Here is a 13,748-nt window from a genome sequence, read left to right on the forward strand (position 1 = left end):
ATTATTCTGCTGACGAAACGCCGGGCAACGGAGGGTGGCAGGCGTGGGAGTCGGACACGATCACGGTGCCGGGAGCACCGGTCAGCGACACTACGGGCGCCTCTGGGCCGCCTTCGTCCTGCTGGCGGTCTTCATGGTGGTCGAGGCGGTCACCGCGCTCGCGACCGGTTCCCTGGCACTGTTGTCCGACGCCGGGCACATGTTCACCGACGTGCTCGGCATCGGCATGGCGCTCGCAGCGATCGCCGCTACCCGACGACCGGCCGGGGAGCCGCAGCGCACCTTCGGCCTTTACCGCCTCGAGGTGCTGGCCGCGCTGGCGAACGCCGTACTGCTCGCCGGGGTCGCGCTCTACGTCCTGGTGGAGGCGGCCCGCCGGTTCGCCGATCCAGAGCCGGTGACGGTCGGCCCGATGCTGGTGGTGGCGGTCGCCGGCCTGCTCGCCAACATCGTCGCCTTCGCCCTGCTGCGCCAGGGAGCCCGGGAGAGCCTCAACGTGCGTGGCGCCTACCTGGAGGTGCTCGGCGACCTACTCGGCTCGGTGGGGGTGCTGGTGGCCGCCACGGTGATCGCCACCACCGGCTGGTGGTACGCCGACCCGCTGGTCGCCGTCGGTGTCGGGGTGTTCATCCTGCCGCGCACCTGGCGGCTGGCCCGGGCCGCGCTGCGCATCCTGGTGCAGGCGGCGCCGGAGCATGTGGAGGTCGCCCGGGTCCACCGCCGGCTGGCCATCGTGCCGGGCGTCTGCGACGTGCACGACCTCCACGTCTGGACGCTCACCCCGGGCATGGAGGTGGCCTCGGCACACCTGGCCGTGACCCCGTCGGCCGATGTCGGCACGGTGCTGCGGGACGCCCGGACGGCCCTGCACGACGAGTTCGGTATCGAGCACGCGACGCTGCAGATCGAGCCACTGGCCCCCGCCGACTCCTGCGGACCGGCCGACTGGTGATTAGCAGATGCTTAAGTTTCGTGACCTTCCCGCGACGTTCACAGCTACGATATACGTATATTTCTGATTTTTCCAGACATAACATGGCTATCGATACCGGGACGACGACCCGGGGAGCCGGTAGTCTCGGCCCCGGTCTCCGCTCGGGCGGCGCCCCTCCGGCGCCCGCGGAGGCCGTCGCCTAATCGCCGTACGGCGAGCCGGGGAACCACGTACCTGGGGTGCATCCGCGTCACGCGGTAGGGATCTTCCGTCCCGAACCCGTCAGCTAACCCGGTCGGCGGCTGACGGAAGGAATGCACAGTGTCGCGCACAGTACACAGAAAAACCCGGTCCGCGTTATTGGCGGCGTTGACCGCCGCCCTGATGGCCGTCACCGGCACCCCGATCGGCTCGCCGGCCGGAGCCGCCCTGCCCGCCAACCGGCCCGACCGGGTCGACGACGAGGGAGGCACCGACAGCCTGCGCAAGGAGCTCGATGCGGCCTCGAAGGGCTGGATCGACGCCAAGGCGGCGCTCAACCATTCGAAGGACCGGCAGAAGAAGCTGTCCGAGCAGCTCGACACGGTCGGTGCCGAACTGGAGCAACGGAACAGGAACGTTGGGCACATCGTCGACCGCGCGTACCGCAACGGCCGGCTCGGCCCAGTCTCCGCGCTGCTCAACAGCACCTCGCCGGAAGGATTCATCGACCGGGCGGCGGCGCTGAGCGCGGTGACCGCCAACGAGGAGAAGCAGCTCCGCGAGCTGTACCGCACCCGTGACCAGGTGACCAGGTCCAAGGCCGCGATCGAGCACGAGATCCGGGAGCAGCAGAAGCAGGTCACCATCATGGACCAGCGCCGGAACCAGGCGGAGCGGGCCCTGGCCGTCGCGGTCGCCGCCGAGAAGCAGGCGGAGGAACGGGCGAGGCAGCAGGCGGCGGAGGAGGCCGAACGGGCCGCCGCCAGCGGGTCCTCCGGCTCCGGGTCCTCCGGCTCCGGGTCATCCAGCTCCGGGTCATCCAGCGCGTCGGCAACCCCGGCTCCGCGCAACGCGAACGGCTCCTGGCCGGCCGAGTCGTGCAACGTCGACGACCCCACCACCTCCGGCTGCATCACGCCCCGTACGCTGCACGCGCTGAACCAGGCGAAGGCTGCCGGCTTCACCCGCTACGTGTCCTGCTTCCGCAACGGCAGCTCCGGCGAGCACCCCAAGGGCCGGGCGTGTGACTTCGCCGCCCAGCCCAACGGCTTCGGTGGAGTGGCGACCGGCGGCGACAAGAGCTACGGCGACAACCTCGCGAACTACTACATCAACAACGCCGACCGGCTCGGTGTGCTCTACGTGATCTGGTACAAGCGGATCTGGCTGCCCAGCAGCGGCTGGAAGACGTACAGCGGTGCGGGTGGCGACCCGTCCAGCGACCACACCAACCACGTACACCTGTCGGTGTACTGACGTCCGCGATCGGGGGCGGACGGCCACGTCGGTGGCCGTCCGCCCCCGTTTTCTATTCGCGGCGGAATCAGCGTACGGCGTCATTTACGCAACAGCGGCAGACCGATCGGCATATTTACCGACGGTCACCGGCAACCACGCGAGAGCGCTCTACCGCCATGCAGTCGCACCCGGCTCGCGCCAGAGCACATGCAGCCCACGAAGCCGAGAGAGCGCTCTCAGAGAGAGGTATATAGCAGCACCGGCGCGGCTGTCAACAGACAGCCACGACCCCGTACCGGATACACGAAACTTCATGTCGGGATATTGACAGAAGCCCGCATCTCTGATGACCTCCTGGCAATAACTCATTAATGGGCGTGAAATTTTTCGCGATCGTGGACCGCGCCCGACCCAACCCGGAGGCACCATGAACCTGTCGATCCATGGCGCGCGAACAGGTCGTACGCCGCGCCGGATCCTGGCAGCCACCACCGTGACAGCGCTGGCCGCGACCGGACTGATCTTCGGCGTACTGCGCACCGCCGACGCCGCCACCGTCGGTGCCGGCAGCTACACCACCACCCGCCCGGCGGGCGCCGCCGCCCCGACCGCCTGCGGCAACATCTCCGCCAACCCCCGCCAGTACGTGACGGGCAACGCCCCCGGCGGAGCCGTGCCCACCAACGACTGGTGGTCGTCGCTGCTGTTCAAGCGGTACAACTGCGCCTACTCCAACCCGCTGCACGCCCACCCGATGTCGTTCCAGCCGACCGCCGGCGGGCTCGGCGTCTCCTACACCACCGAGGCGGCGATCTCCGGTACGTCGACCGGCGTCGGCGAGTACCACTACCCGTACACGCGAGAGTTCACCCTCGGCGTCGCCGGGCTCAACGCCCCGGACGTCAAGGTCGACGGCTGGACCGACTGGACGGTCAGCCCGTACTGGTCCGACGGCGCCCGCACGCTACGCGCCACCGTCGGCCACGGTCTGCCGTTCGTGTACGCCCAGGTCACCGGCGGCAACGCCGAGCTGTCGTTCCCCGGCACCCCGACGGTCTGGCACCACGGCGGCGCCCGGGTCGGCTTCTCGATGCGCGGCCACGACTACGTCGCCTACGCCCCCAGCGGAGCGGCCTGGTCCGTCTCCGGGACCACGATCAGCTCCACCCTTGCCGGCCGCGGCTACTTCTCGGTCGCGCTGCTGCCCACCGGAGCCGGCACCAGCGCCGCCCGGCGCACCGCGTTGATGGACAGCTACGGCCGGTACGCCCACGCACACGTCACCGGCACCCGGGTCAGCTGGAGCTACGATCAGGCCAGCAGCACGGTCGACGCCACGTACAGCTTCACCACCACGGCCCGGGAGGGCACCGTCACCGGCACCGTCGTCTCGCTCTACCCGCACCAGTGGAAGCACCTCGACGGCGGCAGCCCGATCGCCGAGACCTACGTGTCGGCCCGCGGCCCGATGCGCAACCTGGTCGGCGCGACGTCGTTCCGGACCGCGATGCGCTTCCACGGCGTACTGCCGGAGGTCCCAGCGGTGGCCACCAGCGTCGGTGCCGACCTCGCCACGCTCACCGCGCACCTGGACCAGGCCGCGTCCGGCGACCCGCTCGCCGGCTTCGACAACGACACCTACTGGACCGGCAAGGCGCTCGGCCGGGCCGCCCGGCTGGCCGAGATCGCCGACCAGCTCGGCCGCACCGCCCAACGCGACCACCTGCTCACCGCGATCCGGAACCGGCTGACCGACTGGTTCACCGCCAGCCCCGGCAAGACCCAACGGGTGTTCTTCTACGACCAGGCCTGGGGCACTCTGGTCGGCTACCCCGCCTCGTACGGATCCGACACCGATCTCAACGACCATCACTTCCACTACGGCTACTACATCGCCGCCGCCGCGACGCTGGCCAAGTTCGACCCCACCTGGGCGGCGACCAGCCAGTACGGCGGAATGGTCGACCTGCTGATCCGCGACGCCAACAGCTGGGACCGCAACGACCCGATGTTCCCGTTCCTGCGCGACTTCGACATCTACGCCGGCCATGACTGGGCCGCCGGGCACGGAGCGTTCTTCGCCGGCAACAACCAGGAGTCGTCCTCGGAGGGGATGAACTTCGCCAACGCCCTGATCCAGTGGGGCCTGGCCACCGGCAACACCGCGATCCGCGACGCCGGGCTGTACATCTACACCACCCAGTCGGCGGCCATCCAGGAATACTGGTTCGACTCCTCGGACACCAACTTCCCGGCCTCCTTCGGCCACCGGTCGGTCGGGATGGTCTGGGGCGACGGCGGGGCGTACGCCACCTGGTTCAGCGCCGAGCCGGAGATGATCCAGGGCATCAACATGCTGCCGGTCACCGGCGGCTCGCTCTACCTCGGCTACCGGCCGGACTACATCGCCACCAACTGGAACGCGCTGGTCACCAACAACGGCGGCCCGCCGACGGTCTGGCAGGACATCCTCTGGTCGTTCCAGGCGCTCGGCGACGCCAGCAGCGCCCTGGCCAACCTGCGGGCGAACCCCAACTACCCGGTCGAGGAGGGCGAGAGCCGAGCGCACACCTTCCACTGGGTGCGCAACCTGGCAGCGTTGGGCCGCGTCGACACCGGCGTCACCGCGAACACTCCACTTTACGCGGTGTTCGACCGCAACGGTGCCCGCACCTACGTGGCGAGCAACATCACCGCGTCGCCGGTCACGGTCACCTTCTCCGACGGTACCCGGATGACCGTGCCGGCCGGCCGGACCGCCACCACCGGTGCGCACACCTGGAGCGGCGGCACCGCCACCGGTGCCCCGACCACCCCGAACCCGTCACCGAGCCTGTCCCCCACGCCGCCGGCCTCGCCCACGCCGGACCCGACCACCCCGCCGGTCACCTCGGACCTATTCCACCTGCGGTCCGCCGGGGTGCTGAGCAACACCGCCGGGACGAACGCGACGACGGTCACGGTGCCGTCGGCCGCCGGGGCGAACTACGACGGTACGCCGCACAACCCGGTCACCTTCCGGGCCTGCGGGTTGACCGGTGCGTACCGGTCGGCGGCCAGCACGTTCGAGCTCCAAGTGGACGCAGGCACCTCGGTCGGTGCGGGCATCCAGGCCCGGGTGTCGTACGACTTCACCGGCTCCGGCAGCTACGGCCGTACGGAGACCTACCACTACTTCGCCACCGACCCGGTGCCCGGCACGGAGTCCTACCGGCAGAGCGCCGGACTGAAATCCGCCTCGGGTGAGTTCCGGGCGATGAGCAACGGGTGCGTCCGGCTGGAGTTGTGGAACGCGATCGGTAACGCACCGACCACGGTTCGGGTCGACGCGGCGAGCGCCGACGCTGGTCGGTCGACCCTGCGGGTGCCGTTCCGGATCGGCTGATCCGACCGGCACCTCCGACCAGTGCCGAAGGAGGAACCCTTTCCCGACGCGCGGCGCCGGGAAAGGGTCCTCGCCGATGACGATGCCGGACGTGCCGCGACGGCGGAGCCACTTCCCGGACATCTGCCAAATATTGCACAATCCCCGACAATGACCGATAACTATCAAATCTAGGGCAGAACGTCGTGACCCGCCCTGGCGACGCCGCTGCCACTGTCTGGGCCGACGCCGACGCCGACGCCGCTGTCGATGCCGACGCCGCTGTCGCCGAGCAGGTCCCAGAGCGCGAACGCCGCCTCGACGCTGGTCGGTCGGTTCTCCGGACGCTTGCTCATGCAGGCCCGGCAGAGATCGGCCACGGGACGCGGCAACCCGGCGACCGCCAGCACCGGGGTGGGAGCCAGGGCCCCTGTCCGCACACCGGTCACCGGCGACCCCGGGCTGACCCCCGGGTACGGCAACCGCCCGGTCAGCATGTGGTAGAGCAAGACGCCGAGGGAGTAGACGTCGTCGCCCGGTCGACCGGAGCCGGCCACCGTCCCCGGCGGCCGGCCGGCCGCCGGCGGGCCCGCCAACCGAGCCAGCCCGAAATCAATGATCTTGGCACCGGACCGGGTCAGCATCACATTGCCGGCGGTGAGATCCCGGTGCACCACACCCCGCCGGTGGGCCACCGCCAGCACGTCTGCGGCGGTGCCCGCTGTGCGCACCGCGGTCGGCCACGGCAACGGACCGCCGGTCAGCCGGTCAGCCAGCGACTCGCCGCAGATCAGCTCCATGACGACGTACGACGACGTGCCGCCCTCGGGTAGCGGCAGTTCGCCGACGTCGTAGACGCGGGGCACACTCGGATGCCGCAACCGCTGGGTGATCGACGCCTCCCGGCGAATGTCGTCCCTGGCGCGTCGGTCGTCGGCGGCGGCCGGTGCCAGCAACTTGATCGCGAACGGTCGGGCCGAGTCGACGTCGATCGCCTGGTAGACGACCGACACCCCACCGCGACCGATCGGACGAAGAAGGACATAGCGCCGGAGAATGGTGGTACCCACCAGCAACCATGTCACGATGGATCATTTTCCGGCAGGACAGCGCTACCGACAAGATCTACCGCCGGGTGTTAACACGGCCCTAATCAGCCGTTCGAGCTGCGGCCGGACGCCACCGACCGCCGCGAGGTCAGGCGAGCGGGACCTCGCGCTCGGCGCTGTCGCCGACGTACGGCTCAGGCGCGCCGAACAGACCGAGCAGCCCGGTCACCCACAACTGACGGTGCACGAACCGGCTCGGCTCGGTCACCACCAGCTTGATGCCGCTTACCTCGGCCGCCTGGAAACCGGCAACCATCGCGCTGATGCCCACCGAGTCGATGAACGTCACCAGCCGCATGTTCAGCTGGATCCGGGTGGGACGGCCGTTGGTCAGCACCGCCTGCACCGCTTCCCGCACCTCATGCGCGGTATCAACGTCGATCTCACCCTGTGGTGAAATCTCGACCACTGCACCAGGCAGCGTCGATGTGACAACCGACAGGCTCACGCGAGCACCTCCACTCGCCCATCCGGGCGTCTCGTCAGTACGCGGGCCGCGACCGAGAGTATTCCGGTGCGGGCGTCACCGCCAGCTTTCGCCGGGCCGGATCCGCATCCGACGGGCACAATAATCACAAACAATCAGACATCCCGCATCATAGCCCCCTGCGCGCTGAGCTACGGCACGGACACCCGGGGCACGATTCGTAGAGGCTTGGGGCGCCTGGGTGTCAACCACGAACCTGCGGTGCCCCACCGGCCTCCGGCTCCGCGCCGGCTGTCGTCTCAACACTAGCCGCCCGGTACGACAGAAGACAGCCGTAACGGCGCGACGACGAGGGGGTTTGCCGCCGACCGGGGCTGGGCACGTGGAGGCAACCGCAGCGCGCCACGGCCGCCGGGCGCTACCGGCAGCCGTGGCGCTGGAGGAGGTAGCAGCATGTTCGCGACCAACCTGATGGAGCGCCGCCGCAAACCGCAACGCGTCAGCGACCAGGCCTGGGCGCATCTGGTCTCGGCGGTCGACTCCGCCGGCGACGCCGCTCGCCTGGCCCGCCGGCACACCTCGAACCTCGCCACCGAGACCGGATCGCGGATGGGCCCGGCCAGCGCGGAGGCGCGGCACCGGGCGCGAGCGGCCGTTGACGCGCTCGCTGGCCGTCGTCGGGCCATGCCGTGGGCGTGGCTCGCCGGTGCGGCGGCGGCCGGGGTCGCCCTCGGCTGGCTGGCCGGGGCGATGACCCGGTCGGTGCTCCGGCCCGACGAGCGGTCCGACGAGGCCCGGATCGAGTTCGTCGACGTGGACGAGCCGACCGGTACCCCGCGACGGTGATCGGCACCGACCGCAGCACGACCGCCGGGGCGGCGTCGACCGAGGTCGACGCCGCCCCGGGTCATGAACCCGGCACCCGGGCTCAGTCCGCTGCGCAGCTCACGCCCGCTGGAACTCTGTTACCAGCTGTCCAGTCGGCCAGGAAACCCAGTGTGGTGCTGCCCCCGGGGCCGAGGTCACCGTTCCACGAGGCGTTTCGGACTGTGACATCGTCACCGCTCTGCGCGTGCTGCCCACCCCAGAGCTGGGTGATCCGCTGACCGTCGGGGAAAGTCCAGGTCACCGTCCAGCCGGTGATCCCGGTGCTGCCGGTGTTGGTCACCCGGACCTCACCCTGGAAGCCGCCCTGCCAGGAGCCGACCACCTGGTAGACCGCCGTGCATCCGCCCGGCGGCGGGGTGGTCGGACCGGGGGTGGGGCTGCCACTCGGACTCACCGACGGACTCGGACTCACCGACGGACTCGCGCTGGCCGACGGGCTGCCGGACGGGGTCGGGCCGACGGTCGGTGACGGCGGCGCACCGAGCCGGTCCGCCATCAGAATGCCGCGGCCGTTGGTGCCGAGGTACACCCGGCCGTACACCCGGGGATCGCCGGTGATCGCGTCGCCCATGTTGCCGTACTGATGCTGGTCGTCGTTGATCCGCACCCAGCTGGCACCGGTGTCGTCGGAGCGGAACACCCCGGTGACCCCGTCGACCGTGCCGACCAGGAAGACGGCGTGGTAACCGGCCCCGGGTGCGGCCTTGCCGAACCCGACGTTGCGGGCAGCAGTGACGCCAGCCACCTGGCTGAACGTGGCACCGGAGTCGGTGGAACGGAACAGGCCGGAGTCGCCGGCCAGCCAGATGTGAGCTTCATGGCCGGCGACCGTGGCGAACCGGCCCTGTTCGGCCGGCAGACCGGTGGCCGCTGAGACGGCGAAGCTGCGACCCCCGTCGGTGCTCACATAGAACTGCCCGTCCGCGTAGGCGTAGAACGTCTCGCCGTCGACCCGGTCGGCCGCCACGCGCGCCCCGGCCGGCACCCCGGTGGACGGGCTGAACCCGCCGCCGAAGCTGGTCGCATGGTGCACGCCGACCCCGCCCGGGCTCCACACCACCGCGCCGCCGTCGGCCGCGACGGCGACCGTACCGCCGGAGGTGACGCCAGCGGGCTCGCTGCCGGCGTACCAGTTGGCCCCGGAGCTGTACGAGTAGGCGATGTGGCTGACCCCGGAGTCGCCGTTGCCGACCCGGACCATCTGCTGCGGGTTCAGCTCGGCGTAGTCGATGCTGGTGTTGCCGGAGAGGTTGGGCTGGTCATGCATCATGGCCGGCACGGTGTCCGGGTCGGTGTGCCGGAAGCCACCGATGTCGCCGAGCCCGGAGATCAGGAAGGCGTCGCCGGTCGGCGGGCTGACCAGGTCGAGCACCGCGGTCTCCTCCAGGCCCTCGACCATGGTACGGATGGCGACCGTGCCGCCGTCGTCCAGCGCGGTGAGGTTGGTGGAGCCGTAGATGGTGGCACCGGTGCCGTACATGAACCGGTCCGGGTCGTGCGGGTCGATCGCCAGCGCCTCGGTCATCCAGCCGAGCTTCGGGGTGACCTCCGGCGGCTGCGGGTTGGCTCCCCAGGACAGCCACGGCGAGTCACTGATGTCCATGGTGTAGCGGTTGGTCCGGTTCGGGTAGGTGATGTCGTAGAACGACGTCCAGGAAGCGCCCCCGTCGGTGCTGCGGTAGATGAACGTGTCCGGCCACCACGAGCTGTAGCCGGTGACCATCACCGTGCCCGGGTTGCTCCGGTCCACGCTCAACCCGGAGTAGCCGTACCAGTTGTTCGCGGTGTCGTCCGATGGCGTCGGGCTGATCCGGGTCCACTCGCCGGTCGCGGTGGCGTACTTCCAGACGTCGCCGTGGTCGCCAGCGTACGGCCCGCCGTTGTCGCTGGTGGCGATGTAGAGGGTGCCGGTCGCATGGTCGATCTTGCCCTGGTGGGCGATGAAGCCGGTCGGCTGACCGGCGAGCCGCTGCCAGGTCACCCCGGCGTCGGTGCTGCGGTAGACGGTGTTCTGCAGGTCCGCCACCCCGACGTAGATGTGCGGCGTACGGCTGCCGACGCTGCCCGTCGATTCGTCGAAGGTCACCCAGACCACCCCCGGCTGGTGGTCGAGGTACCCGTTCGGGTCGGCCGGATCCTCGGCCCAGTTGCCGGGGTTCGGGAAGCTGGTCACCTCGGCCCAGGTCTGGCCGTGGTCGGTGCTGCGCCACAGGCCGTTGCCGTTCTCGGTGCCGAAGTAGACGACGCGGTTGTCGTTCGGGTCGACCGCCAGCCGCTCCCCCATTCCCCGGCCCGGCATGTTGCCGCCGACCTTGAACGGCAACTCGGTCGCCTGCCAGGTGTCGCCCCGGTCGGTGGAGCGCAGGATCGCGCCGTTGTTCGGGTCCCAGTCGTTGGTGTACATGCCGACCGCCGCGTACAGCCGGTTGGTCTGCACCGGGTCGGTGGCCAGGCTGAGCACACCGTTCCAGCCCCAGCGGTCCCAGCCCACCCAGTCCAGCAGCGGGGTCCACGACTGGTCGGCCTGGTTCCAGCGGTAGGCACCGCCGATGTCGGTCCGGGCGTAGATGAGGTCAGGTTCGGTCTCGTTGAAGACGATGCCCGGCACGAAGCCGCCGCCGTCGATCCGGACGTTGCGCCAGGAGTACGGGTCAGCGGCGACGGCGCGGGCGGGCGAGGCGGCTCCATCGACCATCACCTGGGTGGCGACGGCCGCGACGCCGGCGAGCACCACCGCCGCGAGTGTGCCGGCAAGGGTTCTGCGCATGTAACGGCTTCCTCTCTGCACAGGCAGAAGAATCCTGCGTCGGGTTTGCCGGGGGTGGCCCAGGCCCCCTCTTCCGGCTTGCCGACTCCCGCAACCGGCCGATCTCCAGACGTTCACACACTCCTCGACAGGGTGTCAATAGTTTGGTTTGCCAACAAATAAAACCCGCACCACTGGCCCGTCCGGCGATGCTCGGCGGCGGTACGAACGCACCGGACGGCGGCGTCGACAGTAGGCTGGTCAGGTGGGGCAACGGGACCAGCAGGACTGGGCGCGGCAGCGCCGGCAGGCAATCGCCGCCCACGCGGCCGACCAGCAGCGCCGGCGGGCCAGCGAGGCCCTGCAGGCCGCGGATCTGCTCGCTGAGTTCGTCGCGGCCGCCCGGCGTCACGGAATCGCCGCGCAGCACCTGTCCGCCCAGCCACACCACGGCCGGGGCCGGTACCGGACCGGGCTGCACGGCTGGTACCTGAAATCGGACCGCACCCTGGCCGTCGGTACGGACGGGAACCTTTACCTGTTGACCGTCCCGGCCAGCCTGCGGTCCAGGTTGACCGGCGTACGCGTCTCTTCCATGGAACCACGGCTGGTGATCGGTGCCGGCGGTCGCGACGGCGAGTCCATCCCGCTCGCCACCCTGCTCGACCGGCGGCTCGCCGCAGGCCCCGGGCAGTCCGGCTAACCGGAGCCGCGCCCTGTCCTCGATTGGACATCACCAGGCACTGGTCACTCTCCGCTGTCAAACATAAACTTGAAGTCACTTGCTGTTCTGCTCGGGCCCAGCGGACGGCACCGGTTCCATCCCTTTCTCGGCAGCCCGCGTCCACGCCGCGGAATGCCAATCTGCGAGGAGTTTCACCATGTCCGAGTCATTCAGCGCGGAACGCGACGCCGGCGTCACCGAACAGCCGCCGGTGTCCAAGACCGAACGGGAGCAGGCCAGCATCGCGCTGGTCCCCGCCACCACGTCCGGAATGCCGCCGACCGCCCAGAGCTTCTTCGCCGTCGTCAACGCGAACGGCAGCCTGGCCCGTGGCTTCGGCGCGGTCTCCGCGACCCGTCTCGCCACCGGCACGTACCAGGTGGTCTTCAGTCACAACCTGACCGGGTCGGCCTACGTCGGCAGCATCGGTCTGTCCGGCAGCCTCGGCGCGTCAGCACCGGGTGAGATCACCGTCGTGGGTCGGGCCGGCGTTCCCAACGGGGTGTTCATTCAGACCTTCACCAGCGCCGGAGTACTGGCCGACCGTGGCTTCCACCTGGCGATCCTCTCCTGACCGGCCGGTTCCGTCGATCGGCCCGGAACTGTCGCACGACCGGAACGGCTGTGGGCCCGGACTCATTCGGAGTCCGGGCCCGCAGATCGTTGAGCTACCAGGTTGGTCAGTTCACTTCGATCCGGACCGAGTCGAAGGCTGGCGTCTGATTGGCCCGCTCCGACATCGGCAGCCGGTGCGAACCGTCACCGGCCCAGACGGAGCACTGCGCGGTACCGGACTGCGGCATTCCCGAGACCTGGATGGTGATCTGGTCCGGCTCGCGACCGCCGCCGCCGTCCTCGGTCGCCACGAAGAACTCCGGCGCCGGAGCCGGGTCGGGCGCGACCTCGGTCGACTGCAGCATCCGGCACGCGGTGTGGAAGTGACCACGGGTCAGGCCCTGCTCGTCGAGCAGCGAGCTCTCGACGTAGTAGCCACCCTGAGCCGCCGGGAGGAAACGGTCCCGGACCAGGTTACGGGTGCTGACCCGGATGGTGAACGGCTCATCCACGCCGACCTCGTCCGGGAACTCGGTGATCAGCAGCGACGGGTTGTTGGCCGCCGCGCCGACCTCACCGAACTGCGTGTCGATACAGCGGTTGCCGACCTGGAAGCCGTCGTGGTCGTCCAGGTTGCTGTCGTCACAGCTGTTGGCCAGAATCTCCAGCCCGTTGTCGCCGTCGTTGCCGTTGTCGCCGTCGTTGCCGTTGTCGCCGTCGTTGCCGTCGTCACCTCCGTTGTTGCCGTCGTCTCCGCCGTCGTTGTTGCCGCCGCCGTCGTTGTTGCCGGGGCGGTTGACGAGCTCGCAGGTGGCCAGCTCGTCGAGCCCACGCGGACGCGGCGCGACCCGGCCGATGGCGATCGCGATCCGGTCCAGGGTGGCGACCCGCTTGCTGGCCAGCGGGCCGAGAATGGCGTTGTTGATGAAGTTCGGCCCGCCCTCGCCGACACTGTTGGCGAGCCGGTTGTTGGCCTCTTCGATCTGCTTCTCCAGCAGGCCGAGGTTGCGCTCCACCTCGGTACGCGCCGCAGCGGGAACCTCGGGCAGTTTGTCCGCTACGGACGGGCACTCGATGGTCGGAGCCGCGACGACGGTCGTGCCGCTCTCGCACTCCTCTAGTGTGGTCTGTCCGTCACCCCAGTGGTGCCGCACCTCGCGACCGTTCTCCCGGGTCACGGTGGTGGTCACGCCGCCTTCAGCCGTGGAACCAGGGCTCGGCGCGACACACTCCGTGGCGGTACGCAGCTGGTCGTTGGCGGAGGAGACCTGGGTGACCGCGACGATGCCCGCGAACACCGTGACCGTGCCGAGGACAGCGATGATGCGTTTGTTGCGGCCACTGACAGTGCGCTGGTTTCGGCCACGCGGGGTCGAACTGCGCCGTTGTGCCGACCTGTACATGGGGGTTACCTACTCCTTCTCGTCGAGGGCGGCGCGGTTGACAGGCGTCGTCCGGTGGGGCAGCCGTGTTCTGCTAGCTGGTCAAACGGGTGCCTTCAAACGCCCACTTCCATTGCCGGAACGAGTTCGCACCACGTTTACGAGAAGCCACGCTAAGA

At 69.7% G+C, this 13,748-nt stretch carries 10 protein-coding genes and 1 riboswitch; of the genes, 6 read left to right on the plus strand and 4 right to left on the minus strand.

What is annotated here, in order from left to right:
• Window positions 1–43 precede the first annotated feature (43 nt).
• The 3 genes from O7621_RS26175 to O7621_RS26185 all read left to right on the plus strand — a co-directional run bounded on the left by O7621_RS26175 (window position 44) and on the right by O7621_RS26185 (window position 5,759).
• Window positions 44–952: a cation diffusion facilitator family transporter gene (locus O7621_RS26175; RefSeq protein WP_282231678.1), complete on the plus strand. Its 909-nt coding sequence runs from the start codon at window positions 44–46 to the stop codon at window positions 950–952.
• Window positions 953–1,120: 168 nt separating this feature from the next.
• A riboswitch (cyclic di-AMP (ydaO/yuaA leader) is annotated at window positions 1,121–1,251 on the plus strand.
• Between the two features lie 67 nt (window positions 1,252–1,318).
• On the plus strand, window positions 1,319–2,392 hold the full coding sequence (locus O7621_RS26180; RefSeq protein ID WP_282234737.1) for a hypothetical protein: 1,074 nt from the start codon (window positions 1,319–1,321) through the stop codon (window positions 2,390–2,392).
• Between the two features lie 409 nt (window positions 2,393–2,801).
• Complete coding sequence (locus tag O7621_RS26185; protein WP_282231679.1) at window positions 2,802–5,759, plus strand: glycosyl hydrolase; 2,958 nt, start codon at window positions 2,802–2,804, stop codon at window positions 5,757–5,759.
• Between the two features lie 170 nt (window positions 5,760–5,929).
• Here the strand turns inward: O7621_RS26185 and O7621_RS26190 are convergent, their stop codons facing one another.
• Together O7621_RS26190 and O7621_RS26195 are read right to left on the minus strand one after the other, a co-directional pair.
• Window positions 5,930–6,808, minus strand: a complete 879-nt coding sequence (locus O7621_RS26190; protein ID WP_282234738.1) for a serine/threonine-protein kinase — start codon at window positions 6,806–6,808, stop codon at window positions 5,930–5,932.
• A gap of 127 nt (window positions 6,809–6,935) precedes the next feature.
• Window positions 6,936–7,295, minus strand: a complete 360-nt coding sequence (locus tag O7621_RS26195; RefSeq protein WP_282231680.1) for an STAS domain-containing protein — start codon at window positions 7,293–7,295, stop codon at window positions 6,936–6,938.
• Between the two features lie 432 nt (window positions 7,296–7,727).
• Between O7621_RS26195 and O7621_RS26200 the strand changes: the two genes are divergently transcribed.
• Window positions 7,728–8,120, plus strand: a complete 393-nt coding sequence (locus O7621_RS26200) for a hypothetical protein (protein WP_282231681.1) — start codon at window positions 7,728–7,730, stop codon at window positions 8,118–8,120.
• A gap of 82 nt (window positions 8,121–8,202) precedes the next feature.
• On the opposite strand, the gene O7621_RS26205 is transcribed toward O7621_RS26200, so the two are convergent.
• Complete coding sequence (locus O7621_RS26205) at window positions 8,203–10,929, minus strand: cellulose binding domain-containing protein (protein WP_282231682.1); 2,727 nt, start codon at window positions 10,927–10,929, stop codon at window positions 8,203–8,205.
• A 244-nt stretch (window positions 10,930–11,173) separates the two neighbouring features.
• On the opposite strand from O7621_RS26205, the gene O7621_RS26210 reads away from it, so the two are divergent.
• Window positions 11,174–11,611: a hypothetical protein gene (locus O7621_RS26210; protein WP_282231683.1), complete on the plus strand. Its 438-nt coding sequence runs from the start codon at window positions 11,174–11,176 to the stop codon at window positions 11,609–11,611.
• Between the two features lie 178 nt (window positions 11,612–11,789).
• Complete coding sequence (locus O7621_RS26215) at window positions 11,790–12,206, plus strand: hypothetical protein (RefSeq protein ID WP_282231684.1); 417 nt, start codon at window positions 11,790–11,792, stop codon at window positions 12,204–12,206.
• Window positions 12,207–12,312: 106 nt separating this feature from the next.
• Here O7621_RS26215 and O7621_RS26220 read toward each other — a convergent pair whose 3' ends face one another.
• Window positions 12,313–13,590 carry a hypothetical protein gene (locus O7621_RS26220; protein WP_282231685.1) on the minus strand — a complete coding sequence of 426 codons (1,278 nt, stop codon included), beginning with the start codon at window positions 13,588–13,590 and terminating at the stop codon, window positions 12,313–12,315.
• Window positions 13,591–13,748 lie beyond the last annotated feature (158 nt).

This window comes from Solwaraspora sp. WMMD937 (assembly GCF_029581175.1).
Taxonomy (GTDB): Bacteria; Actinomycetota; Actinomycetes; order Mycobacteriales; family Micromonosporaceae; genus Micromonospora_E.

What these genes read in the sequence shown, in the direction of transcription:
- O7621_RS26180 (WP_282234737.1), top strand. Translation starts at nt 1,319, where the DNA reads ATGGCCGTCACCGGCACCCCGATCGGCTCGCCGGCCGGAGCCGCCCTG.
- O7621_RS26185 (WP_282231679.1), top strand. Translation starts at nt 2,802, where the DNA reads ATGAACCTGTCGATCCATGGCGCGCGAACAGGTCGTACGCCGCGCCGG.
- O7621_RS26200 (WP_282231681.1), top strand. Translation starts at nt 7,728, where the DNA reads ATGTTCGCGACCAACCTGATGGAGCGCCGCCGCAAACCGCAACGCGTC.
- O7621_RS26205 (WP_282231682.1), bottom strand. Translation starts at nt 10,929, where the DNA reads ATGCGCAGAACCCTTGCCGGCACACTCGCGGCGGTGGTGCTCGCCGGC.
- O7621_RS26215 (WP_282231684.1), top strand. Translation starts at nt 11,790, where the DNA reads ATGTCCGAGTCATTCAGCGCGGAACGCGACGCCGGCGTCACCGAACAG.
- O7621_RS26220 (WP_282231685.1), bottom strand. Translation starts at nt 13,590, where the DNA reads ATGTACAGGTCGGCACAACGGCGCAGTTCGACCCCGCGTGGCCGAAAC.